This window comes from Jutongia sp., assembly GCF_057878315.1.
Map to the genome: position 1 here is coordinate 1 of NZ_DBLXSO010000001.1, position 23,716 is coordinate 23,716.

The following is a 23,716-nucleotide window of genomic DNA, read 5'->3' on the forward strand; positions in this document are numbered from 1 at the left end:
TATGCATTTGTCCTAAATTTCATGGAACGGGAATTAGAAAAGAAGTTTTCTAATTGACATACTTCGGTAAACCGATTTAATATCTTAAAAAAGGGGGTCAGAAGTATGATTATTGATGAACTTTTGGGCGATATGAAAATGAGTAGATATAAGCTGAGCAAGTTGAGTGGTGTTCCACAGGCAACAATATCTGATATCTGCTGAGGAAAGACTGCTATGGAGAGATGTTCGACAGGAACAATATATAAGATAGCAAAGGCTTTAAACGTTACAGTCGAATCGCTGCTGGAGCCACAGGAGTATGAACAGACCGGAGAGACAGAGCATCGAAGTTCATTTGAGACATTTAAAAGTAATATCTGTCATAGAGTAAAAGACATGGGAGATCTCGATTTTATCATCAATACATTAGAAAGTAATATTATTGTTGAATTATTTCAAAAGAAATGGTATCCGGAAGCGTTATATATGCTTGGTATGGTTGATTATCTTTCGCGAGAGAATAGTTTGCCAATCTGTACGAATTACAATGATATTCGGAGCCATAAACTGGCATAGTCGATATTATCCTTCCAGTGTGCTGATTCAAGCGGCTGTTATGCATAGTGATGAAGTGAAGGAGGAAGCGAGACGGAATGCGATACCGGAGTTTATGCGGTTTAATATTGTGGAATGTGAGGTGAGGAATGTTGTCTGATTTTCCAAGAGTAATTGGGCAACACTCAATAATCTCTTCACAGACATTTTACACAGATTTGACCTGAACAGGATAGTAGATTTTACCTTTCCCATATATGATTAAGTCATCGTGAATAAAGCGATGGCTTTTTCTTTTGCAGTTTTGCAATTACATAGAAAGGAAATGAATCAATTATGAAGGCGAAAATGAAAACATATCTGCATCACCCGGGTTCACTGGTCGTCTTACTGCTGACGATACTATCCGCGGTGATCACGGTGGCGGCGCTAGGTTCGCTGATCGTTTATATTCTGGTAAAGGGAGTGCCGCATCTGACACCGCAGCTGTTTGCGTGGACGTATAATTCGGACAACGTTTCGATGCTGCCGGCGTTGATCAACACACTGCTGTTGACGGTGCTTGCGATCCTGATTGCAGGACCGCTCGGAATCTTTGCAGCGATCTACATGGTCGAATATGCGAAGAAGGGCAATAAGATCGTTGGTCTTGTCCGTGTGACGGCAGAGACGTTGTCCGGTATTCCGTCAATCGTGTATGGTCTGTTTGGTATGTTGTTTTTCTGTGGGGCATTGCACATGGGATATTCGCTGATCTCCGGAGCACTTACGGTGGCGATCATGGTGCTGCCAACGATCATGAGAACCAGCGAGGAGGCATTGTTGGCGGTGCCGAAAAGCTACCGCGAAGGAAGCTTTGGACTGGGAGCGGGAAAGCTTCGAACTGTGTTTCGGACAGTGCTTCCATCGGCAGTACCGGGAATTTTGTCCGGCGTGATCCTTTCGATCGGTCGTATCGTTGGTGAGACGGCGGCACTGATCTTTACGGCAGGAACGGTAGCTGCGGTTCCAAAGGTAAATGCCGGAGTGAAGGGGTTCTTTGGGTCTTCGGTCAGAACACTTTCGGTTCATATGTATAACCTTTCCAAGGAGGGACTGCATACGGATCAGGCATTTGCAACGGCGGTTGTGCTTCTGGTATTTGTCATTGTGATCAACTGTCTGTCCAATCTCGTAGCAGGAAGGTTGAAATCTAAGGTTTGATGAAAAGCAAATAATCTGCGCAAGCAGTTCAGATATATCAAAAGATGCAGGGGGCAGAATTTTTGACCCTGGCATCATAACATTGATCAGATTAAGAAAAGAGGAGTAAAAATGGATTCAGTATATTCAAGTGTTGTGGTACAGGCAACGGAGCATCCGGCAGCGGCACAGACAAAGTTTCATGTGGATAAGTTAAATTTACATTATGGCAGTTTTCATGCACTCAAGGATATCAGCATTGATATTCCGCAGAACCGGATCACAGCGTTTATCGGACCTTCCGGCTGTGGTAAGAGTACATTTTTAAAGTCCCTGAACCGGATGAATGATCTGGTGGAGGGCTGTAAGATTGAGGGAACGGTTCTTCTTGGCAACGAAGACATTTACGGTGATATGGATGTGAATCATTTGCGCAAGCGGGTCGGTATGGTGTTCCAGAATCCGAATCCGTTTCCGATGAGCATTTACGATAACATTGCTTACGGACCAAGAACCCACGGAATCCATTCCAGACAGAAGCTGGATGCGATTGTAGAGAAGTCCCTGCGTCAGGCAGCGATCTGGGATGAGTTAAAGGATCGTCTGAAAAAGTCCGCACTCGGTCTTTCCGGTGGACAGCAGCAGCGTCTCTGTATTGCGAGGGCATTGGCAGTAGAGCCGGAGGTTATCCTGATGGATGAGCCGACTTCGGCACTAGACCCGATCTCAACCGCTCATATCGAGGAACTTGCTTTGGAGCTGCAGAAGGATTACACGATCATTATGGTAACCCACAATATGCAGCAGGCAACGCGTATTTCCAGCAAGACGGCATTCTTTCTGCTGGGAGAGATGGTGGAATATAACGACACGGAGAAACTGTTTTCTATGCCGGAGGATAAGAGAACGGAAGATTACATTACCGGTCGTTTTGGATGATGCCGCAGGATCTGATGAATTAGAAATGAAAATAGAAGAGAGGAAGATAGCATGAGAACGCATTTTGACAAGCAGTTAGATAAATTAAATGATGAGCTGATCGAAATGGGAAGCATGATCGAAAAAGCGATCGAGCATACCATCAAGGCTCTGGTGACGCAGGATATTGATCTGGCAAACTATGTGATCGAATCCGATGAGCAGGTCAACCGTCAGGAGAGAGATATTGAATCATTGTGTCTGAAGCTTCTGTTACAGCAGCAGCCGGTAGCGAGAGATCTGCGTCAGATTTCCTCTGCGCTGAAAATGATTACGGATATGGAGCGTATCGGAGATCACGCCGCTGATATTTCGGAGATCATTGTAACGCTGCTTCGCCGCAATGAGCCTTATATCAAGCATCTGGATTATATCCAGAACATGGCGAAGGAGACATCGGTGATGCTGGTGGGAAGTGTTGATGCATTTGTTAACCGCAATCAGCTTCAGGCAGCAGCAGTCATTGAAAAGGATGATGTGGTCGATGAACTGTTTCATCAGGTACAGACGGAGTTGGTGCAGCTGATCCATGAGGATCCGAATTGCGGTGAACAGGCGACGGATCTTCTGATGATTGCAAAATACTTTGAGAGAATTGGAGATCACGCAACCAATATATCAGAATGGGTGATCTTCTCGCTGACCGGAGAGCATGTCCATGGCAGGCTGATCCGGGAGGCGGAATAGGAGGTGCATTCTTATGAAGGCATATGAATGGATGAAGAAACACACGAACTGGCAGGAGAAAACGGTGGGAGGTGTCTGGCTGATCCTTCATGTGATGCGCTGGATGCTCATCGGCTGTGTTCTTGGACTGGTATTTTGTCTTGGAACAGGAAGCAGCGATTATCAGAATGCCATAGGCGGTGCGGGAGCCCTGTTTGCAATGCTGCCGGGTGCCGTTCTTGGAATGGCACTTCTTCTGGGCGGCGAAGGAAAACGTGCATGAGCTCCGCAAATGGATATGAAAAGGATGAAACGATAAATGATCAGAAAGAAAAATGGAAAAGGGCTGCTGTTGCTTCTTATCACAGGGGCACTTCTGATGACAGGAAGCACCGGATGCAGTAAGCAGGCAGCGGATACGAAGCAGAAGGTGGAAGGACTTGACAAGCTCGGACAGATCGGGGTGATCTCCAGAGAGGAGGGATCCGGAACGCGTGGAACGTTTGCGCAGCTTGCCGGGTTTGTGCAGGAAAATACAGATAAGGATCAGACGGTAAAGGATGCAAAGATTGCAGACGATACCGCATCTGTTTTAAATATGGTTGGCAGTGATCGATCGGCGATCGGCTATGGATCTGCCGGTATTATGGTCAGCGATTCGCAGGTAAAGGTGCTGTCTGTCGGAGGCGTAGAGCCGGGGAAGAACAATGCAGGATATCCGCTCAGCCGTTCCTTTTATCTGGTGTGGAGTGGAAAATTAAATGATGTGGAAGATGACTTTATGCGTTATATCCGGGGTGCCGGACAGGAGATTGTGAGCCAGTCTTACACGGCAGTAGGAAAGCAGAGCAGCTTCCTGTCCCTGAAGCCGAAGGGAAAGATCACAGTGACCGGTTCGACGTCGGTTGGACCACTTTTGGAATGTCTTGCCGAAGAATATATGAAGTTAAATCCGAAGGCGGTCATTACCGTGAAGCAGACTGATTCCAGCGACGGAATCCGTCAGACAATGCAGGGAAAATGTGATCTTGGCATGAGCTCCAGAGATCTGAAGGACAATGAAAAAGAGATCTTGGATTATGAGTCGATCGCAAGAGATGAGATCGCGGTGATCGTGAATAAGGAGAATCCACTCGAGGATATTTCGCTGGAACAGCTGGAAAAGATATATACCGGAAAGATTAAAGAATGGCAGAAGCTGTATGACTGACAAAAATACAGAATGACATGATATAGGGGTTATGTAAAAAGTTTTTACATACTTTTTACATAACCCCTATATAGCATTTACATGGCATTGTTATGATGAAAATGTAAAAAGTAGAATGAAGAATAAGTGAAGAGACGAATCAGGACGTACACATTCAATGAGGTATGTGTAAAGATCCGGAAAAATGGAGGAAAAAAGATGAACAGTACGGTTCAGATCGCATTTGGATTGCTGGGAGGTCTGGCATTATTCCTGTTTGGAATGAATTTGATGAGTGAGTGTCTGCAGAAGGCAGCAGGCGAGAAAATGAAGGCAATTCTTGCACTTTTAACGAAAAATCCGATACTTGGTGTTTTGGCAGGTGCTTTGACGACGGCTGTTTTACAGAGCAGCAGTGCGACAACAGTTATGACGATTGGTTTTGTCAGTGCGGGACTGATGAGTCTTCCGCAGGCAATTTCTATTATACTTGGTGCCAACATTGGTACAACAATGACGGCGCAGATCATTGCATTTAAGATCAGCGATTATATTTATCTGATCATTTTTGCAGGCTTTATCATTTCCTTTATCTGCAAATCCGAGAAGGTGAAAAACATCGGTCAGACAATTTTTGCTTTTGGTGTTCTTTTCCTTGGGATTGAGACGATGGGAGATGTCATGAAGCCGCTGGCGGCAAGCCCGGTATTCACGGCAATGATCGCAAAGGTAGCACATATTCCGGTGCTTGGTGTCTGTGTGGGAACATTGATGACACTTGTTGTACAGAGCAGCTCGGCAACGATTGCGGTGCTGCAGAATTTTGCAGAGCAGGCGGGACCGGATGGAACAACAAGTATTCTTGGTCTTGCGGGTGCGATCCCGATCCTGCTTGGTGATAATATTGGTACAACGATCACTGCACTGCTTGCCAGTGTTGGTCAGTCAAGAGATGCAAAGCGTACCGCACTTGCGCATTGTATGTTTAATGTCAGCGGAAGTCTGATCTTTATCTGGTTTGTGCATCCGTATGCAAAGCTGATCCAGTATATTTCCCCGAAGGGGGCAGAGGTTGATGTGATCTCACGTCAGATTGCGAATGCGCATACCGGCTTTAACTTTATTATGACACTTCTCTGGCTCCCACTGATCTGGCTGCTGGTGAAGATCGTTATGTTTATTATTCCGGGAGAAAAGGATGAGAAGGATGCATCACAGCCGATGTATCTGGACAATAATCTGGTCAATCAGCCGACAGCGGCACTTCGTCTGGTATCTCAGGAGGTGATCCGGTTGAGCGGACTGGTAAAGGAGATCATTAACGATATTTCGGATGTGGCAGGCTTAAAAGATTGGACTTATGTGGAGGATCTGCAGAGTAAGATCCAGGTCGTACAGAATCTGGATGAACGGATCACGGAATATCTGACTAACCTGTTTTCGGCAGGTGTTCTGACCGAGGAGCAGGCAACACAGACGGCAGGTATCATGTATGTGCTCAGCGATGTCAACCGTCTTGCATTGTTGTGTGGCGATATTCTTGCGGTATTTGAGGAGGAGGGGAATAAGTCCTCCAAGAAATCCGTGCTTTCCAAGGACGCCTCCAGAGATCTGGAGAAGAGTCTGAAGCTGATCGGCGATATGTATGATGCTTCCCTGAAGGTAATGGAAACCGGTGATAAGGACAATGCCGCTAAGATCATTAAGAAGAGAGATAAGATTCTGGAACTTGATCTGAAGCTTCGCAAGGATCATATGAAGCGTGTCAGCACCGGAAAATGTAAAGCGAGTCTGACCTCTTCCTTTAATAAGATCCTTCACAGCATTGACCGAATGGGAAACAGTTGTGTTAATATTGCGGATGCGGTCATGGAGTCCGTTGATTTTGGATATTTTAATTAAGCGTACGCAATGAATTTGTGATATACTCAACCTAAAAGGATAGAAAGGCGGGACGGCTATGGCATTAATTTATATTGTGGAGGACGACAAAAATATCAGCGAGATTGAGAGCTTTTCGCTCAAAAACGCGGGACATCAGACGGTGGAATTCCCGGATGGACGTTCCTTCTATAAGGAACTGGCAGAGAAGAAGCCGGATCTGATCCTGCTTGATATTATGCTGCCGGATGAGGATGGTCTGTCAATCCTTCGGAAGATCCGCGAGAAAAGAGAGACGAAGAGGATTCCGGTGATCATGGTGACAGCGAAAACGACAGAGATTGATAAGGTGAAGGGACTTGATAATGGTGCGGACGATTATATGACGAAGCCGTTTGGAGTTATGGAGCTGGTTTCCCGTGTCAAGGCACTTCTTCGAAGAACAGGAGAGCAGGATGCGGAGAAGGTGATCAAGATCGGGGATCTTGTGATCGATGACGAGAAACGAAAGGTTTTTGTGTCAGGCAGTGCGGTAGAGCTTACTTATAAAGAGTATGAGTTGTTGCATTATCTGGCGCAGAATCAGGAGATCGTGCTTCCCAGAGACAGCATTATGGAGCATATCTGGCATGCAAACTGTGAGATTGAATCGCGCACGCTCGATGTGCATATCAAGACACTGCGTCATAAGCTTGGAGATGCAGGAAAATATATTAAAACCGTACGGAATGTCGGGTACTGCATGAATCTTGTGTAGAAAAGGGAAAGACTTGACATATAACGCAGGAAGGAGAAAAGTAAAACTGCCGGAATGGTCTACATAACATTAAAAAAAACTGTTCCGGCAGAGGAAAGGAATTGATGGATGAAACGGCGGATTAACATTTTATGTATGATATTGACGGTGATCACAATATTGGAGACAGTAGCACTTTCTGCGACTGTCTTTTATGGTGTATTGACGAAGGAAGTCATTCAGGATCTAAGAAATTCGGCAGATGTGATGGTCGAGTCGGATGCGTGGCAGATGGTGTCAGATCCGGCAAATGTCCATATGGAAAATACACCGAAGCATCTTCGTATCACGCTGATCAACCCGGATGGTAATGCAGTCTGTGACAGCGATGCGGATGTGAGGGGCATGGGAAACCACAAAAATCGTCCGGAGATTGCATCCGCATTTTCAAAGGGAGAGGGCAAGGCGGTGCGTAATTCACAGACACTCGGCAAAAGTGCGTTTTATTATGCGGTACGGCTGGATAATGGTTATGTGCTGCGTATCTCCAAGGAGGTCAGCAGTATGACGGGAATTTTGCTGAGCACCGTGCCAAGGCTTGTTGTTCTCAGTGTTCTTCTGTTTGCGGCATGTGTGATCCTGTCCCACGCATTGACGAAAAGTATCGTTAAGCCGATCGAGGAGCTTGCCAAGAATCTGGAGGGACCGGGCATGTATCATGTATATGAGGAGCTTGAGCCGTATGTGACAACGATACGTGCGCAGCATGAGGACATTATCCGCAATGCCAATATGCGGCAGGAATTTACGGCAAATGTTTCCCATGAATTGAAGACACCGCTGACCTCTATTTCCGGTTATTCGGAATTGATTGAAAATGGGATTGCGACAGGGGACGATGTGCAGAGATTTGCCAGAGAGATCCATAAGAGTTCGAACCGTCTTTTGACACTGATCAATGATATTATTCGTTTGTCTGAACTTGATGTGACAACGGAAGATATTATGGAGGAGCTTGATATCTGCGATATGGCGGCAAATTGTGTGGAGATGCTTCAAATGTCTGCAGAAAAGCATCAGGTGCAGCTTTCTTTCTCGGGAGAGCAGCAGATGGTGACGGCGAACCGGCAGATGATGGACGAGCTGATCTACAATCTGTGTGACAATGCGATCCGATATAATAATCCGGGCGGACGTGTGGATGTATCGGTTTACCGGGAGGTTGAGCGTGTTGTTCTCGAGGTGAAGGATAACGGGATCGGGATTCCGGAGAAGGATCAGGAACGCATTTTTGAACGTTTTTACCGCGTGGACAAGAGCCGTTCGAAATCGACGGGAGGCACCGGTCTTGGACTGGCGATCGTGAAGCATATCATTGCGCTGCACGACAATGTGAAGCTCGAGCTTCGCAGTAAGCTGGGCGAGGGAACAACAATATATGTTTATTTTACCAAATAACGGTTTCGTGGTTTTAACAACGGAAATTCTTCTTTGTTTTCGGTAATATAATTTCAGAACCGGAAAACAGACCGGTTTCGTGAAAATAAGTCTAACAATGCGGAAACGAGGGGGAACGACTATGGTACGTCAGGTAATAAAAATTGATGAAGAAAAATGCAACGGATGTGGCCTGTGTGTCAATGCATGTCATGAGGGAGCGATCGCTCTGGTGCACGGAAAAGCGCATCTGATGAGGGATGATTACTGCGACGGTCTTGGAGACTGTCTGCCGTCCTGCCCGACAGGGGCGATCTCATTTGAGCAGAGAGAGGCGGCTGCTTATGACGAGGCGGCTGTGCTGAAGGCGAAGGAGGAGAAGGCGGCAAAGGAGAAACAGATTCGGGCAAAGGCAATGGCGGGCGGCTGTCCGGGCAGCAGGATGATGCAGTTTGACAGAGCCTCAAGGAAGCAACAGCCTTCCGGCACGGAGCAGCTGCAGGGAGCAGTCAGCGAGCTTTCGCAGTGGCCGGTCCAGATTAAGCTTGCACCGGTGAATGCACCGTATTTTGATGGGGCAGATCTTCTGGTGGCAGCGGATTGTACGGCATATGCGTATGCATCCTTCCATCAGGATTTTATCCGCGGAAGAGTGACGCTGATCGGATGCCCGAAGTTAGATGATGTTGATTACAGCGAGAAGCTGACCGAGATCCTGCGCCGGAATGAGCTGCGCAGTGTGACGATCGTGCGCATGGAGGTACCATGCTGCGGCGGGCTGGAGCAAGCGGTTAAGACCGCATTACAAAACAGCGGCAAAATGATCCCGTGGCAGGTCAGAGTCATTTCGACAGATGGACGAATCCTGTCATAGACAGATATGAATATGGAATCCTGTAGGTGAGGAAAACGGCGGAATATTGCATTTCCGCCGTTTTTTCGTCGAAAATTGCAGCTGCTTTTATATTGATAAGCGGGCTTTGACTATCTTACAATAAATGAAAAGGAGTCCCGGATATGGGACAGCACAACGAAAAGGGGATAGGATATGGAAGTAATCAAAGTGTTAGTCGTGGATGATAACAAGCGGATCGTGACGATCCTGAAGGAAGCACTGGAGCGTGAAACGGATATGGAGGTGGTCGGAACAGCATCTGACGGAGAGGAGGCACTTCACAAGATATCGGCACTGCGTCCGGATGTCGTTCTGTTGGATCTGATCATGCCGAAGGTGGACGGACTCGGCGTGATGGAGCGCATGAAAAAGGGAGCTCCGACTCTGGCTCCGGAGTTTGTCGTTGTGTCGGCGGTAAGTCAGGAGCGCGTGACCGAGAATGCGTTTCGTCTCGGGGCTGCTTATTATATTCTCAAACCCTTTGACACCCGTGTGGTTGTGTCGCGGGTGCGGGCGGTTGGACAAAATGAGAAAGGCAGGGACAGGAACGAGCAGAGAGTTATCAATACGGTTTTTGAAAACAAGCACCGGAGAATGGAGGATTCCCTCGAATCGGATGTGACGGATGTGATCCATGAGATCGGTGTTCCGGCACATATTAAGGGGTACCAGTATCTGCGGGATGCGATCATCATGTCAGTCAATGATAATGAGATGCTCGGCGCGATCACGAAGGTGCTGTATCCGACGATCGCCCGCAATTATAAGACAACGTCAAGCAGGGTAGAGCGGGCAATCCGCCATGCTATTGAGGTGGCGTGGAGTCGTGGACGGATGGAGACGATCGAAGAATTGTTTGGTTACACTGTTAATTCCGGCAAGGGAAAACCGACAAACTCTGAATTTATCGCACTGATCGCAGATAAAATCCGTCTGGAATACAAGCTTCGTGCATGAGAAAGCACACTTAACTTTCCGTAAAAAACACTTTTCACAGGCTCTGAAATAAGGTATAATTATTTTAATGGAATGCACGGGTAATTCTGACACCATATCCGTGACATTCATTGGAGTTTACAAACTGAATGGAGGGTGTATATGAAAAACATATTATTTGTGGCTTCCGAGTGTGTACCATTTGTGAAAACCGGAGGTCTGGCAGATGTTGTGGGGTCTTTGCCAAAGTATTTCAACAAGAAAGAGTATGATGTGCGTGTTATGATTCCAAAGTACGCATGCATTCCACAGGAGTGGAAGGACAAGATGCAGTACAAGACGCACTTCTATATGGATTTGGCATGGAGAAGCCAGTATGTTGGTATCTTAGAGATGGAGTATGAGGGAGTTCATTTCTATTTTATCGATAATGAGTTCTATTTCGCAGGATTTCATCCATATGGCAATATTTTCGAGGATATTGAGAAGTTTGCATTTTTCTGTAAAGCAGCATTGTCTGCAATGCCTTCTCTGGATTTCCGTCCGGATATCATCCACTGCCATGACTGGCAGACAGGACTGATCCCGGTATATATTAAGGACAGCTTCAATGATAACCCGTTCTACCATGGTATCAAGACGATCATGACGATACATAACCTGAAGTTCCAGGGTATCTGGGATAAGCAGAAGGTCATTGACATCACAGGCTTGAACGAGTATTATTTCACCAGTGACAAGCTGGAGGCATATGGTGATGCCAACTATCTCAAGGGCGGTATCGTATATGCAGATATGGTAACGACAGTCAGCGATTCCTATGCGGAGGAGATCAAGATGCCGTTCTATGGAGAGCATCTGGATGGTCTGATGCGTGCGCGCAGCAATTGCCTGCGTGGTATTGTTAACGGTCTGGATTACGATGAGTACAATCCGGAGACCGATCCACTGATCTACGCCAACTACAATGCCAAGACATTCCGTAAGGAGAAGATCAAGAACAAACGCGGTCTTCAGAAGGAGCTTGGTCTTGATCAGAACGATAAAGCATTTATGATCGGTATTGTATCACGTCTGACGGATCAGAAGGGCTTTGACCTCATTAATTATGTGATCGAGGAGATCTGTGCAGAGGATACACAGCTTGTGGTTCTCGGAACCGGTGAGGAGCGTTATGAGAATCTGTTCCGTCACTTCGAGTGGAAGTATCACGGAAGAGTTTCTGCGAATATCTTCTATTCCAATGAGCGCTCTCATAAGATCTATGCAGCGTGTGATGCATTCCTGATGCCATCTCTGTTCGAGCCGTGTGGTCTGAGCCAGTTGATGAGTCTTCGTTATGGTACTGTTCCAATCGTACGTGAAACCGGTGGTCTGAAGGATACCGTAGAGCCGTACAATGAGTATGAGGGAAAGGGAACCGGTTTCTCTTTTGCCAACTACAATGCGCATGAGATGCTTGCTACGATCCGCTACGCAAAGGATGTGTACTACAATCGTAAGAGAGAGTGGAACAAGATCATTGACCGTGGCATGGCGATGGATTTCTCATGGAATCATTCTGCGAAGAAGTACGAGGATATGTACAACGAGTTAGTATGATCCTATGACGGTCAGGTCATTATATAGGATTAAGCTTCTGTATATTTTATCTGCACCATCAAAGGCGGGCGGATAACGACAATATAGAATCGGAGGTTTGACATTGTGCGATTAGACAAGTATTTAGCACAGATGTCCATGGGAACACGGTCTGAGGTGAAGAAATTCATCAAATCAGACCGTGTTTTTGTCAATGGAGCGCCGGCATCGGGACCGGAGCAGAAGGTGACAGAAGAGGACGATGTGGAATTGGACGGAGAGAAAGTCTCTTATGAGCGATATGTTTATTATATGTTAAATAAACCACAGGGCGTGGTGTCAGCCACAAAGGATAACACCTGCCGTACGGTACTGTCCCTGATCACGGACGGTACGAAAAAGGATCTGTTCCCGGTGGGACGGCTGGACAAGGACACAGAGGGGCTGCTTCTGATCACTAATGATGGGGTATTGTCTCACGATCTTCTGGCACCCGGAAAGCATGTGTGGAAGACATATTTTGTCAGGGTTCAAGGCATATTAGAGGATAAGGATATAGAACGCCTGGAGAATGGCATGGATATTGGAGATGACCGGATGACACTTCCGGCGAAGGTGAAGAGACTGGATGCGGTGTCGTTGTCGCTAAGTGCGGATGATCCGGGATATCCGGGGGATACTGAGTCCTGTCTGGAGCTTTCAATCCGTGAGGGACGTTTTCATCAGGTGAAACGCATGTTAGCAGGAGTCGGGCATCCGGTTCTTTATCTCAAACGCCTGAGTATGGGAAGTCTGCGGCTGGATGAGGCGTTGAAGCAGGGAGAGTATCGCAGACTTACGCCGGAGGAGATAGCAGCACTTCAAAAGAAATAGAAAACGAAAGGGGGAGTATTTATGAAGAAAAAGCGGTGTGCCGGAAAATGGACAGCAGTAAGGAAAAGCAGACAGCGTAGTGCGGTTGACAGTCATTACCGCGCCGGCAAAACTGAGCGACCGGGCAGTATTCATCGGAAATATTTTTCTCTGACATCGGCACAGGATGGCATGCCGTTGAGGGGGATGATGGTTATTCCGGCTCATCCGAGGGCGGTCTTACAGATCGCACACGGCATGTGTGAGCATAAGGAAAGGTATCTGCCATTTATGCGTTATATGGCGGACAGAGGATATCTCTGTGTGATTCATGACCACCGTGGGCATGGTGCGAGCAGACGGGAGGCGGCTCAGACAGAGCCGGTATCCGGAGAAGGGATTCCTGCAGGTCTCGGATATTTTGGTGAGGATGGAGGCAGAGCTTTGGTGGAGGATCTGCATCAGATCACAAGGATCATCAAAAAGCATTATCCGGGACTGCCTTATTTTATGCTGGGACACAGCATGGGATCACTGGCGGTGCGCTGTTATCTGAAGAAGTATGATCGGGAGTTAGACGGTTTGATCGTATGTGGCTGCCCGGGCAAGAATACGATGGCACCGTTGGGGACAGCGCTGATCCGGATGTTGCAGACAACAAAGGATCCGCACAGCAAAAGTCGTCTGGCAGACAGTATCTTTGCGAATATGTTTGACCGCCCGTTCCGTGCAGAGAACCTGATCCATGCGTGGATCTGTTCTGACCGGAAAGTGGTGGAGACATACAATAAAGATCCACTTTGCAATTTTACATTTACACTGAACGGATATGAGTCATTACTGTGGCTGATGAGGCAGACCTACAGCAGAATGGGCTGGAGAGTGAGAAATCATAAGCTTCCGGTCTTGTTTGTATCCGGGGCATCGGATCCTTGTCTGGGCGGCAGCGCAAAGCTGGCACAGGCGGTCGGTCATTTGAAGAAACGGGGATATGCTCATGTTTCTTCACGTCTGTACCCGGGCATGCGTCATGAGATTCTGAACGAAAAGGGACGTTTTAAGGTGTATCAGGATATTGCACATTTTCTTCAAAGGGCAGAGTAAAGTTGATGAGACGGCGATGAAGCGGAGGGAGTAAGCCGGGAGAGCTTTTGTTTTATGGCTTGGCTTGTAACACGAAGAGAATATCCCTTTCCTGTTCATGAAGCCGGTCATTACTCGACTTATATTGGGAAATGGTTCTTTCGTTTTTTAGAGAATCAGGAGAAATGATTTGTTCTCCCTGAAACCAATTATCTGGTCATATTTTTTAAGTCCTCGATCAATTCCAGATCCTCCGGATTGACCTTGAGATTGGTAGAAATGTTCTGTCCCTCCGGCGTGGTAATATTGATCTCAAGAATCGTTCCTTCTCTTAAAACATTATTATTTACAGCGGCTTGCAGAAACATAGGAAACTTCGGATGGGAAGCCGTAAATTTCTCCCATGAGTTTTTTAAACGAAATATCATAGCTGGGTTGATCATTGGTATATTCCTCGTCTTTCTATTGTACATATTCGTTCGGAATAAAATATTGTGTTCCGGATATTCTGATATGCGCTGGTAAGTAGTTTAACACAGTAAGCAAAATAATCAAGTGGTTTGAAAGAAAAATTCAAGGAATCAAAAATTTGTAGAATTAAAATCTGCAGAACGAGATTTCAGCGCCGTACAGAAAGAGCAGTTTCGGTTGTAATCAAGACAGGTGTGTTATAAAATAGAATCGGAACTAATATGGTAGCTTTAGGGCTGTGAACCAAAGCTTGTGGATGTGTTAGGTGATAATTTCGGATTAGTATAGAATATAGTCAGGAAAGCAGGAAGAAAATGAAAAGAATCCTATTTTTTATCAAAAAAGAAACCGTTTTAGTCGTTGCTATTTTATTAGCTGTAATTTCTATGATATTTATTCCACCGGATCAGCAATATCCGGAATATATTGATTTTCGGACCCTTGGTATTCTTTTTGGATTGATGACCTGTGTGGCAGGGGTACAGCAGCTGGGGGTATTTGATCGTCTTGCCGGGATGCTGTTGCGGAAAGTATCCGGCAGAATGGCGATTACTTCTGTTTTAGTGATGCTTTGTTTTTTTTCTTCCATGCTGCTCACAAATGATGTGGCATTGATTACGTTTGTTCCATTTTCCTTGATACTTCTTCAAAGAAAAAAAGAACTATTTGATGAAAAATGGATTCTTCGGATTGTGGTGATGCAGACCATTGCGGCAAATTTGGGAAGTATGCTGACCCCCATTGGCAATCCGCAAAATTTGTATCTGTTTGGATTGGCACAGATGAGAATTGAAAAATTTATATTGCTTATGCTGCCATATTCTGTGATGGCGTTTTTGGTGCTTATAATATGGATCATACTGGCATCCGGCATTAGCCGGATATATGTAAGGAATGATCAAAAACAAGACCAGACAACGATAAAGGATATACAAGATAATAAAATTACTTTCAGTAAAGAGGATGGGAGACATCAATTATCTGAGGAAAAACACTCTGAAAAATCGATATCTTTTTCGTGGAAATTATGGTGTTATTGTGTGCTATTTCTTTTGGGACTCCTTGTTGTGGGAAGGGTTCTTCCATGGTTTGTTTTCACTGTGTTTGTTTTGGTATTTACATTCGCCGCTGATAGGAAGACATTAATGAAAGTAGATTATTCGCTTCTTGGAACCTTTGCGGCGTTATTTATTTTTATTGGAAATTTGGGGAGGATAGAAGTATTTCGACAGTTTTTGGAAAGAATGATCCACGGAAGAGAAATGGTTACTGCTGTGCTTGCCAGTCAGGTGATGAGTAATGTGCCTGCAGCAATTCTCCTGTCCGGATTTACGGACGCAATTTCCAATCTGATCGTGGGCACGAATATCGGAGGACTGGGAACATTGATTGCATCAATGGCAAGTCTGATCAGTTTTAAATATATTGCCAGAGAATACCCTGCACAAAAGGGAAGATATTTTTGCATGTTTACATTGGCCAATGTATTCTTTTTGCTTGCGATGTTGATAGTATACCTCGTCTTTCTATCACCTGTGTTCGTCAAAAACAAAACAATTTGTCTTAGCATTCTGATATGTGTTGGAAGATAGTTTGACACAGTATGATCAGGGCATTCCATAATTTCAGCTGCACATAGGAAGAGCAATTCCGGTTGTAATGAAGAGAGGGGTGTTATAAAATAGGACTAGTATAGATATGGGAAATGGTACAGAATATGTCAGGAAAGCAGGCGGAACAATGATACAGGATATATTACCTCAAAAGCTTTATAATACATTTGTCAGAAAGGAGCCTTTGCCGGACAGCAGGATCTTAAGCTTCCGGGGGGGACAGGCGTATTACCGGGAGCGGGACGGAGAGATTATGTTTCTTTCCTTTCGCCGGGTGAATGAATATTACGAGGAGAAAGGACAGGAGCTTCCGGAGGCAGTTTTTTTATTTTCTGTGGATACACAGGATTATTTTCTGATGGATCTGGGGGATATTTTAATCGAGAGATATACATATCATAAAATGTTTGAAACCCGCCGGTTGTTTCCGAAGGAGAATGTTCTGGCGGCAGCAACGGGCTGGCACTTGTATGTATGGTACCGGGACAATCAGTATTGTGGAAGATGCGCCCGGAAACTGGTACACGATGATAAACTCCGGATGATGAAGTGTCCGGATTGTGGCAATATGGTATTTCCTAAAATTGCACCGGCAGTGATCGTGGGGGTGATAGATGGAGACCGGATTCTGATGACCAAATATGCGGACAGAGAATATAAGAAATATGCGTTGATCGCAGGCTTTACGGAAATTGGAGAGACAGCGGAGCAGACGGTGGAGCGGGAGGTCATGGAGGAAGTTGGTCTTTCTGTGAAAAATATCCGTTATTACAAAAGTCAGCCATGGGGATATGACAGTAATCTTTTGCTGGGATATTTCTGCGATCTGGCACAGGAAGAAGAAATCCATCTGGATCAAACAGAGCTTTCCCTGGCAGAATGGGTGGATTACCGGGATGTTCCGGATGACCCGGAAGGCTTAAGTCTCACCAGAGAAATGATGATCACGTTCCGGGAGCAGAAAAAACGGGAGCACAGTCAGAGATCATAGGACAGGAGATCAAAGAGAGGATAATTGGCCTGACATTAGAGCAATGATAAAATACAAGGATAAATAGTGCGTCTGTGAGGCGAAAAATACAGAACAAAAAGAAAACTAATATTAGAAACGCAGAGATAGAGATGACAAATTTTGATTATTATGCACCGACAAAGGTGGTTTTTGGAAAAGGAACAGAGGATCAGGAGGATATGTACCGAATTTATAAAATGGCGATGTAGAGGTGTTTTTTAATGAATCCGGCAGGCAGACAAAACCAACAGGAGAGGGTGGTAAAGAACAAATGATAGCTTTAAACGATTATTTATATTCGGGAGATACGGTACTTCGGATATTGCAGAAATACAGCAGTTTATTTGGTAAATTAACAGAACCATCTGAAAAAGTTGTCATATACTGTAATATACTTTCATAGCAAAGGATGGAAAATGATATGGCACGATTTACAAATCAGGCGCAGCTGCGGTATGGAAATGCTGTGACAAACTCCAACATTGCAGTGGGGGAGATCCTTGAGGTGCTTTCTGCAACCAAGACAGCTGTCAGAGCGACTTATGGGCAGAATGATAATGTCACGTATATTGTGAGCATTGTCAATTCCGGGACGATTCCGGTCACAGGGCTTACGCTGACGGATAATTTAGGAGCGTATACCTTTGGGACAGGAGAACTGGTTCCATTGACTTATGTTGCCGGAACGATCAATTATTATGTCAATGGTACCCTGCAGACAACACCAACAGTTACCGCAGGTCCGCCGATGACTGTCACAGGGATCAATGTACCTGCAGGGGGAAATGCTACGATCATTTATGAGGCATCTGTCAATCAGAATGCTCCATTGGCAGCGGAATCTGAGATCACCAATACGGCGACGATCACCGGAGGAGGGATCACTCCAATCGAGGTGACGGAAACGATTGGTGCTGTCAGTGCACCAAATCTGAATATTACGAAATCGATCAGCCCGGTACCGGTGACGGAAAACGGTACGCTGACGTATACTTTCGTGATCCAGAATTTTGGCAATGTGGCAGCCAATGCAGCAACCGGGGCAGTGATCACAGATACCTTTGATCCTGTTTTGTCAAATCTGACCGTAACCTTTAACGGTACGGCATGGACAGATCCGACGGAGTACACCTATGATGAGACTACAGGGGTATTTGCAACGGCAGCAGGGGAGATCACGGTACCGGCAGCCACTTATACCCAGGATCCTGTCAGTGGTGCATGGGTAGCAAATCCGGGAGTCAGCACGCTGGTGGTAACAGGAATCATTTAAAAATAACGAGAGCGAGTTAAGAGAGACAGGTGGAAAGAGGAAGACAGGTTTGATATAAGACCGGTCCTCCTCTTTTTAATGCTGTTTAAAATTCTGCCGGAGCTGGGAAGGACTCATACCGTAAGTGTGGCGGATTGAACGGGAAAAGTTATGGGGTTCGCTAAAACCACATTGACTGCTGATCGCTGCAATAGAAAGATTGGTGCTTATCAGAAGTTCTCTGCCCCGTTCCATAATATATTCCGTTAAATATTGTTTTAAATGGATGCCGGTTTCCCGGTAAAAAAGCTGTGACAGGTATTTCAGTTGATGATTTGATATGTTTTTTTTTGCTGTCAAGCCATTCTAGTGCTACTTGTTTGACAGTTGTCTTTGTGTCTGTCAGGTTGGTTTTTTGACCATTCTTCCATTTTAGGTATTTTGCTTTACATGCCTTTTCTGTCTTGCCGGTAAAGCTTTGCCCATCAATACGAAATCGTTTGTAGGTGATTCCTTTTACTGAGATGCTATCCCAGCAGCCTTCTCCATGTCTTCTTTTACTCATAGGTATCATCCTCATTAAAAATGTGATTGCTATGTAAATCACTGTACTGAGAATGATCTTTGATTTTCCAAAAAGTTTTCCAAATTAAAATGGAAAACGGAATGCCTTTTCGGTTGTTTTGGGCTTCGATCGACAAATCAGAAAGTTGCCCGGAAACGACAAAAGCCCCGGAAACTCTACGTTTCCAAGGCTTTTTCTCAAAGCTGAAAATCGGACTCGAACCGACGACCCCTTCATTACGAGTGAAGTGCTCTACCAACTGAGCTATTTCAGCACTGCACATTATTCTAACGTATTTATAGTAAAAAATCAACCCCTTTTTTATTAGAATAAAATGGTCTATAGTAATAAGGTATGGTATTATGGTGTCTGCGGCGTAACGCCTGCAGTGATTTGGAACGGCATGGATATCGTGTGCCTTTAGTCCGATGTTGGCGGGCTGAGAAAGGAATGTTAGATTAGTATGAATAAAAATATTGAATTTTATGGAACATTGGGAAGTGCGTGCGAGAGCGAAAAGACGCTGGAGGAAATGTTTCGTACCGGTATGACGGGGGTTCGGGTGAATCTTTCCCATCAGGATCTGGAGGACAGGCAGGAGTGGCTGGCCAGTATGCGTAAGGCAGCAAAGCGCTGCGACATCAAGCCGGAGCTTCTCGTAGATCTGCAGGGACCGGAGCTTCGTATTGGTAAGCTTAAGAAGCCACTTATCCTTGAGGAGGGCAAGAAACTCATTCTCGGAAAGGGAGGAGTTAAGCTTTCTAAGCAGATTCTTGGCTCGTTAGAAAAGGGCAGCGAGATTTTGATCGACGATGGAAAGATTTTATTGACGGTCAAGAAAGCGAAGGAGCGTTATGCGGAGTGTGTGGTTCTTCGTGGTGGCGTTCTTAAATCCAAGAAGAGTATTACGATTCCGGGGTTGGCGATTGAGCTTCCGACGTTGACGAAGGCGGATCTTATGAATATCCACAATGCGCATGAGGCGGGAGTGACAGGAGTCATGCTTCCGTTTGTCCGTGGGGCACAGGACATTATCAATCTCAGAAAGACGCTGGAAGCAGAAGGCGTAGGAGATATCCGTATTTTTGCAAAAATAGAGAATCTTGCCGGTTATGAGGCGATTGACGAGATCATTCCCGAAAGTGATATGATCGTGATCGCCAGAGGAGATCTGGGAATGGCAGTTCCGCTCTGGGAGCTTCCGACGATCCAGAAGGATATCAGTGAGCGTTGTAAGAAGGCAGGAAAGCCGTTTATGGTTGTGACACAGCTTCTTCATTCGATGGAGGAGGCGATGGTTCCGACAAGAGCCGAGGTTTCGGATATTTATAATGCGGTGTTGGATGGCGCAGATGCATTAATGCTGACAGGAGAGACGGCAGCCGGTAATTATCCGGGTATTGCCATGGGATATCTGGTGCAGACTGCCAAGCAGGCATGCGCATATCTGGACAAAGATAACGACAAATGATCATGTAGTCATAAAGGAGGAGCGGCATGGCAGGATCTGTAGAACATATGGCAGTGGCAGTGGAACTGCTGCGGGAGGATCAGAGGCAGCAGGGAAGCTTTCTGAAGCTGAAGGATCCGGTACATTTTGTTCTGGGGAATCTTGCGCCGGACGGCATTATGTCCCGGAAAGGCTATGTGCGGTCCATGAAGATGCATACGCATTTTCGCGATGGCATTCCGGACTGGGAATTTACAAGGGAAGATCATCAGAAAGTCTTTCATCAGAGGATTCGCAGCTTTTGTGTACAGATGCTGTCGGAACATGCTTTGGACCAGGATCTGTATCTGGGTTATGTGACACATATTCTGACGGATGAGATCTTTATGAAAACAATCCGGCAGGAATTCATGGAAAAGATTGCGGCAATCGGACTGACGGACCGGGATGCGGAAACCTTTGAGCATTTTACCTATGATGTCAACCAGATTGATTTCAGACTGGGCAGGGAGTATCCGGGGATTAAACGTGCAGAGGATTGTCTGCGTTGCGAGGATTCGTGCAGCATTCTGGAGATGATGGAGCTGGAGAGGAAGGCAGATCCTGACGCAGCAAAGCAGGAGTTGGAGAAGGAAGCAGATCCTGACGCAGCAAAGCCGGCGGAGAGAGTGGAGATGATCACTTCGGAAGAGCTTGCGGACAGTCGTGAGTGGGTCCGGAATTTCTTTTTTGATCAGGCGCCTGCGCCGCAGAAGCCGGTTTATTACACCTATGACCGCGCAGTGGAATTTATCGGGGAAGCGGCAGCTTTCATAAAACAGAAGCTTCCGGAATATATTTGATAAAGACAAGCACGGAGTATCACAGAGACGGAATGGAACACAGAAGGAGACAGATGGCGGGAAGAAAACGGCATGTCCGAGGAAGAAAAGGAAATCAAAAGAAAAAACAGAAAACGAAGCGTCGGCTATGGCTTTTGTTTGCATTGTCGGTGCTTTTTTTAGGGTGCATTCTGTACGACTGCCAGCGGAAGGGGCTGCTGCAGAAGGAATGGAATAAGATCACACAGCCGGGAAGTACCGAAAAACCTGTCTCCACCACATCAGGGGATGAGCAGATGATCCGTGTGCTGTTGACGAACGATGCCATGAACAGCATATACCATGATAAGGTTCGGATCAGTGGAACGGCGGAGTTACTTGTCCGACAAAACGGACAGACAAAGGTGTATGATAAGGGACAGACCGTTTCAGTGTCTGCAAATAATACAAAGAAATCTGCGAAAACAGTCAGGATATCCTGTCCGAAGGGGAGGATACGGGTTGAATCGATTACGCGGTCCGGAAAGGTGCAGGCGTATCGGGGAACCATGAAGCTTGTCCGAAAGAAGCAAGGATTTATCTTGATCAATACTTTGTCGCTGAGGGAATATCTGTATGGTGTTGTGCCGAGTGAAATGCCGTCTTCGTATCCGATGGAGGCGTTAAAGGCACAGGCGGTCTGTGCCAGATCCTTTGCATGGAGACAGATGCGTTCCAACAGTTATAAAGCGTATGGTGCCGATGTGGATGATACGACGGCATTTCAAGTGTATCATATGGCAGGAGAGGATGCGCGAACCAGAAGGGCAGTTGACCGCACGGCAGGAAAGAAGGTTTATTCCGGGGATCACGTTATTACAACCTATTATTATTCCACGTCCTGGGGCTGCAGCGCTTCCGAGCAGGAGGCATGGGGAACGGCAAAAGGAAGTAATTACCCGGTGCGATTTCAGACGGACAGTGAGGATGTGGGACCGGGACTGTCAAGCGAGATGCGCTTTTATGACTTTATCACGGGCAGCAAAGAAACCTATGATTCCGGGTATGACTGGTACCGATGGAGTGTGACGCTTTCGGCAGATACGCTGGGAGCAAAGCTTGGCATCGGAACTGTTCGAAAGATCACGGTGATATCACGCGGCAAAAGCGGACTGATCTGCAAGCTTCGCGTCCGTGGTTCGCTTGGAAGGATCACGCTGGAGGGGCAGGAGGAGATTCGTCAGAAGCTGTATCCATCAGAAACTGAGATTACGAAGAAGAAATCCGGAGAAACGGCAGTATTATCCATGCTTCCAAGTGCGGCGTTTACAGTGTTAGATGGCTCAGAAAAAGGAACGAGGACATTTACGCTGATTGGCGGCGGTCTTGGTCACGGCGTGGGAATGAGTCAGAACGGAGCCGGAGAAATGGCACGGCAGGGCAAAAACTACCGGCAGATATTAAAACATTACTACAGTCATTGCAAGGTACAGTAGAAAATCAATATAGTATTTTACAAATGATAAATCAATGCAAAAGATAAAAATAAGAAAGCATAAACACCGATACATAAGGCGAAAGCGGATGAAAACCTCATTACATATCAGTTTGAGTTATTTATTTAAGAAACGCTGAATCGTATAGTTTAACCATCCGCCAAAGAACAGAATATACATACAGGCGTAGAGCCATACCATCAGCAACGCGATCGTAGTCATGGTTCCGTAGATGGAAGAATAATTGCTGATATGATCTACATAGAAGGAATAGAGAAAGGAAAATCCCAACCATCCGATAGTTGCGGTGAGGGCACCCGGAAGCTGGCTGGCAAACGGCACGCGTCTTGGGCGGATCTGATTGCCGGTGATCTCTTCGGATGGAACAAATTCCGGCACATAACCATGCAGCCGGTGATTTGGGATCAGCACATACATGCCGGTGAAAAACAGCAGCATGACAAAGAATCCTGCGGTGGAACGGAAGCTGATGATCGGCAGCAGGATATGCGTCAAAAGCGGAAATATTTTCGTGATATGCAGATAAAGCTGGTTGCCGAAAACAAACAGGATCAGAGTCGCTACGATCAACAGGGCAAAAAGCAGGGTGTAGAACATAGCCCAGAGTCGCAGTGTGAAATAGCCACGTGTCTCCGGAATCTTGTATACGGAGTTTAATCCATAGATGATCGAAAGAAATGATTTCGAGCCGAGCCACAATGCGGCGATGACGGTCACGGGCAGGAGAGTCGCTGTCTGTGCAGTATAAATATTATTGATGATATCCGTCATGAATGTGCGGAAGGATTGCGGCACAAAATGCTCCAATGCCGTGATCAAAAGCTCCGGCGATAACGGGAGACGCTGCAGAAGAACAAGCATAAACATGACGAACGGAAAAAAGGACAGGATCATCATAAATGCAGCCTGTCCGGCATAGGCAGAAACAGCGGTATCAAGAAGATTAAAGCCAAGAAGTTTTCCCTTGCGGTAAATAACCTGTGGAACAGTTTTGGGCTCTTCGTTCCACTGCTGTTTCAGGCGATCAAATGCTTTTTGGAATTTGTTCAGATTCTCATTCTTTTTCATTGCTTTTCCTCACTT

General features: G+C 46.1%; 23 protein-coding genes and 1 tRNA gene. 20 read left to right on the plus strand and 4 right to left on the minus strand.

Going from position 1 to position 23,716, the window contains the following annotated elements:
• Window positions 1–216: 216 nt before the first annotated feature.
• The 14 genes from ACZLMD_RS00005 to ACZLMD_RS00070 all read left to right on the plus strand — a co-directional run bounded on the left by ACZLMD_RS00005 (window position 217) and on the right by ACZLMD_RS00070 (window position 13,974).
• Window positions 217–558, plus strand: a complete 342-nt coding sequence (locus ACZLMD_RS00005; protein WP_489494887.1) for a hypothetical protein — start codon at window positions 217–219, stop codon at window positions 556–558.
• 315 nt (window positions 559–873) lie between these two features.
• The gene (pstA, locus tag ACZLMD_RS00010; protein ID WP_489494888.1) at window positions 874–1,740 is read left to right on the plus strand and encodes a phosphate ABC transporter permease PstA; all 867 of its coding nucleotides are present in this window, start codon (window positions 874–876) and stop codon (window positions 1,738–1,740) included.
• A 111-nt stretch (window positions 1,741–1,851) separates the two neighbouring features.
• Window positions 1,852–2,658, plus strand: coding sequence for a phosphate ABC transporter ATP-binding protein PstB (gene pstB / locus ACZLMD_RS00015; protein ID WP_178413371.1), 807 nt, complete (start codon window positions 1,852–1,854; stop codon window positions 2,656–2,658).
• A gap of 51 nt (window positions 2,659–2,709) precedes the next feature.
• On the plus strand, window positions 2,710–3,384 hold the full coding sequence (gene phoU, locus ACZLMD_RS00020; protein WP_178413372.1) for a phosphate signaling complex protein PhoU: 675 nt from the start codon (window positions 2,710–2,712) through the stop codon (window positions 3,382–3,384).
• A 13-nt stretch (window positions 3,385–3,397) separates the two neighbouring features.
• On the plus strand, window positions 3,398–3,646 hold the full coding sequence (locus tag ACZLMD_RS00025) for a hypothetical protein (RefSeq protein WP_118559963.1): 249 nt from the start codon (window positions 3,398–3,400) through the stop codon (window positions 3,644–3,646).
• Between the two features lie 36 nt (window positions 3,647–3,682).
• Window positions 3,683–4,573, plus strand: a complete 891-nt coding sequence (locus tag ACZLMD_RS00030) for a substrate-binding domain-containing protein (protein ID WP_243100579.1) — start codon at window positions 3,683–3,685, stop codon at window positions 4,571–4,573.
• Window positions 4,574–4,771: 198 nt separating this feature from the next.
• Window positions 4,772–6,454: a Na/Pi cotransporter family protein gene (locus ACZLMD_RS00035; protein ID WP_118561903.1), complete on the plus strand. Its 1,683-nt coding sequence runs from the start codon at window positions 4,772–4,774 to the stop codon at window positions 6,452–6,454.
• Between the two features lie 58 nt (window positions 6,455–6,512).
• Window positions 6,513–7,190: a response regulator gene (locus tag ACZLMD_RS00040; RefSeq protein ID WP_022306694.1), complete on the plus strand. Its 678-nt coding sequence runs from the start codon at window positions 6,513–6,515 to the stop codon at window positions 7,188–7,190.
• Between the two features lie 108 nt (window positions 7,191–7,298).
• On the plus strand, window positions 7,299–8,627 hold the full coding sequence (locus ACZLMD_RS00045; RefSeq protein WP_484107310.1) for a sensor histidine kinase: 1,329 nt from the start codon (window positions 7,299–7,301) through the stop codon (window positions 8,625–8,627).
• 121 nt (window positions 8,628–8,748) lie between these two features.
• Complete coding sequence (locus tag ACZLMD_RS00050) at window positions 8,749–9,480, plus strand: ATP-binding protein (RefSeq protein ID WP_484107311.1); 732 nt, start codon at window positions 8,749–8,751, stop codon at window positions 9,478–9,480.
• Between the two features lie 174 nt (window positions 9,481–9,654).
• Window positions 9,655–10,458: a sporulation transcription factor Spo0A gene (gene spo0A / locus ACZLMD_RS00055; protein WP_118561891.1), complete on the plus strand. Its 804-nt coding sequence runs from the start codon at window positions 9,655–9,657 to the stop codon at window positions 10,456–10,458.
• Between the two features lie 141 nt (window positions 10,459–10,599).
• Entirely contained in the window at window positions 10,600–12,039 is a 1,440-nt protein-coding gene (glgA, locus tag ACZLMD_RS00060) for a glycogen synthase GlgA (protein ID WP_022305099.1), read from the plus strand.
• Between the two features lie 102 nt (window positions 12,040–12,141).
• Window positions 12,142–12,891, plus strand: a complete 750-nt coding sequence (locus ACZLMD_RS00065) for a pseudouridine synthase (RefSeq protein WP_489494919.1) — start codon at window positions 12,142–12,144, stop codon at window positions 12,889–12,891.
• Window positions 12,892–12,912: 21 nt separating this feature from the next.
• Window positions 12,913–13,974 carry an alpha/beta fold hydrolase gene (locus ACZLMD_RS00070; protein WP_489494889.1) on the plus strand — a complete coding sequence of 354 codons (1,062 nt, stop codon included), beginning with the start codon at window positions 12,913–12,915 and terminating at the stop codon, window positions 13,972–13,974.
• 188 nt (window positions 13,975–14,162) lie between these two features.
• Here the strand turns inward: ACZLMD_RS00070 and ACZLMD_RS00075 are convergent, their stop codons facing one another.
• A complete protein-coding gene (locus tag ACZLMD_RS00075; protein WP_022305023.1) occupies window positions 14,163–14,396 on the minus strand; it encodes a hypothetical protein in 234 nt (77 codons plus the stop codon).
• A 342-nt stretch (window positions 14,397–14,738) separates the two neighbouring features.
• On the opposite strand from ACZLMD_RS00075, the gene ACZLMD_RS00080 reads away from it, so the two are divergent.
• From ACZLMD_RS00080 to ACZLMD_RS00090, 3 genes are all read left to right on the plus strand, one after another.
• Window positions 14,739–16,016 carry an SLC13 family permease gene (locus ACZLMD_RS00080; protein ID WP_489494891.1) on the plus strand — a complete coding sequence of 426 codons (1,278 nt, stop codon included), beginning with the start codon at window positions 14,739–14,741 and terminating at the stop codon, window positions 16,014–16,016.
• A 148-nt stretch (window positions 16,017–16,164) separates the two neighbouring features.
• Entirely contained in the window at window positions 16,165–17,028 is an 864-nt protein-coding gene (nudC, locus tag ACZLMD_RS00085) for an NAD(+) diphosphatase (protein ID WP_482521718.1), read from the plus strand.
• Between the two features lie 442 nt (window positions 17,029–17,470).
• Window positions 17,471–18,322, plus strand: coding sequence for a hypothetical protein (locus ACZLMD_RS00090; RefSeq protein WP_482522266.1), 852 nt, complete (start codon window positions 17,471–17,473; stop codon window positions 18,320–18,322).
• Between the two features lie 75 nt (window positions 18,323–18,397).
• Here the strand turns inward: ACZLMD_RS00090 and ACZLMD_RS00095 are convergent, their stop codons facing one another.
• Complete coding sequence (locus tag ACZLMD_RS00095) at window positions 18,398–18,661, minus strand: helix-turn-helix transcriptional regulator (RefSeq protein ID WP_118561885.1); 264 nt, start codon at window positions 18,659–18,661, stop codon at window positions 18,398–18,400.
• A gap of 406 nt (window positions 18,662–19,067) precedes the next feature.
• Window positions 19,068–19,140, minus strand: a tRNA-Thr gene (locus ACZLMD_RS00100).
• 189 nt (window positions 19,141–19,329) lie between these two features.
• On the opposite strand from ACZLMD_RS00100, the gene pyk reads away from it, so the two are divergent.
• Genes pyk through ACZLMD_RS00115 form a run of 3 tightly spaced genes read left to right on the plus strand, consistent with a single transcriptional unit; the run spans window position 19,330 to window position 22,612 of the window.
• A complete protein-coding gene (gene pyk / locus ACZLMD_RS00105) occupies window positions 19,330–20,337 on the plus strand; it encodes a pyruvate kinase (protein WP_482522269.1) in 1,008 nt (335 codons plus the stop codon).
• Window positions 20,338–20,363: 26 nt separating this feature from the next.
• Entirely contained in the window at window positions 20,364–21,158 is a 795-nt protein-coding gene (locus ACZLMD_RS00110; protein WP_489494892.1) for a zinc dependent phospholipase C family protein, read from the plus strand.
• Between the two features lie 53 nt (window positions 21,159–21,211).
• Window positions 21,212–22,612 carry a SpoIID/LytB domain-containing protein gene (locus ACZLMD_RS00115; protein WP_489494893.1) on the plus strand — a complete coding sequence of 467 codons (1,401 nt, stop codon included), beginning with the start codon at window positions 21,212–21,214 and terminating at the stop codon, window positions 22,610–22,612.
• A 117-nt stretch (window positions 22,613–22,729) separates the two neighbouring features.
• Here ACZLMD_RS00115 and ACZLMD_RS00120 read toward each other — a convergent pair whose 3' ends face one another.
• Window positions 22,730–23,701, minus strand: a complete 972-nt coding sequence (locus ACZLMD_RS00120; RefSeq protein ID WP_118558862.1) for a YihY/virulence factor BrkB family protein — start codon at window positions 23,699–23,701, stop codon at window positions 22,730–22,732.
• Between the last annotated feature and the right edge of the window lie 15 nt (window positions 23,702–23,716).